A 675-nucleotide genomic window follows, 5' to 3' on the forward strand; every position below is an offset into this window, starting at 1 on the left:
CTGATAATCATTAGGCCCCTCAGGAACAAAATGAGCCAAAAAAACTGAAGGTTTCGTAACAGTAATTAAAGGGATAAAGGGAATTTTATCTCCGGAGGCAACATAAGTTACAATATCTCCTAATACACTAGAAACAAATCTTAATGGCACAAAAACACGCCAGGGATAATTAGGTTCTTGATAAGGAGCTACATCCAACCAAATAGTTTTAGTAGTATTATCAGTAGAATAATAAACATATGTTTTTCGATTTCCAACCCAAAGAGTAATTATCTTATTGGTTCCTGGAATCAAATTACCATCATAATCTTTATCTCCGGGATAGTTAATGGTAATTTTTTGGGTTTTTTGTTCCCAACTAACTTTGCAGCCAATTTTTTCGGAATAAAATCTCAAAGGAATCATTGTTCTTCCTGATTGAAGATCAATGTAAGGAAGAGCATCTCCCCAATCTGTGATCAAAAAATCATTAAAATAAACATCTACTGGATTACCATGTAATGTAGGAGTAAAAGCTTTAACTTGATTTTGCATCAGTCCTCCTGCTTCTAATATAAAAACTATAAGAAGCAGGATAGTCGCCATTCCTCTTGCTATTCTTTTCATTTTAATCACCCTCCTTCTTAGTGAGTTTCAATCCCTTATAGGCAAGCTTAAAACAATATTCGATCTAAA

General features: G+C 33.6%; 1 protein-coding gene. It reads right to left on the minus strand.

What is annotated here, in order from left to right; genetic code table 11:
* On the minus strand, window positions 1–606 hold a 606-nt coding region (locus ACMV0E_RS08090), incomplete at its 3' end, for a copper amine oxidase N-terminal domain-containing protein (protein ID WP_416085873.1).
* Window positions 607–675: the final 69 nt, after the last annotated feature.

It is taken from the genome of Caldisericum insulae (genome assembly GCF_047785965.1).
Lineage (GTDB): Bacteria > Caldisericota > Caldisericia > Caldisericales > Caldisericaceae > Caldisericum > Caldisericum exile_A.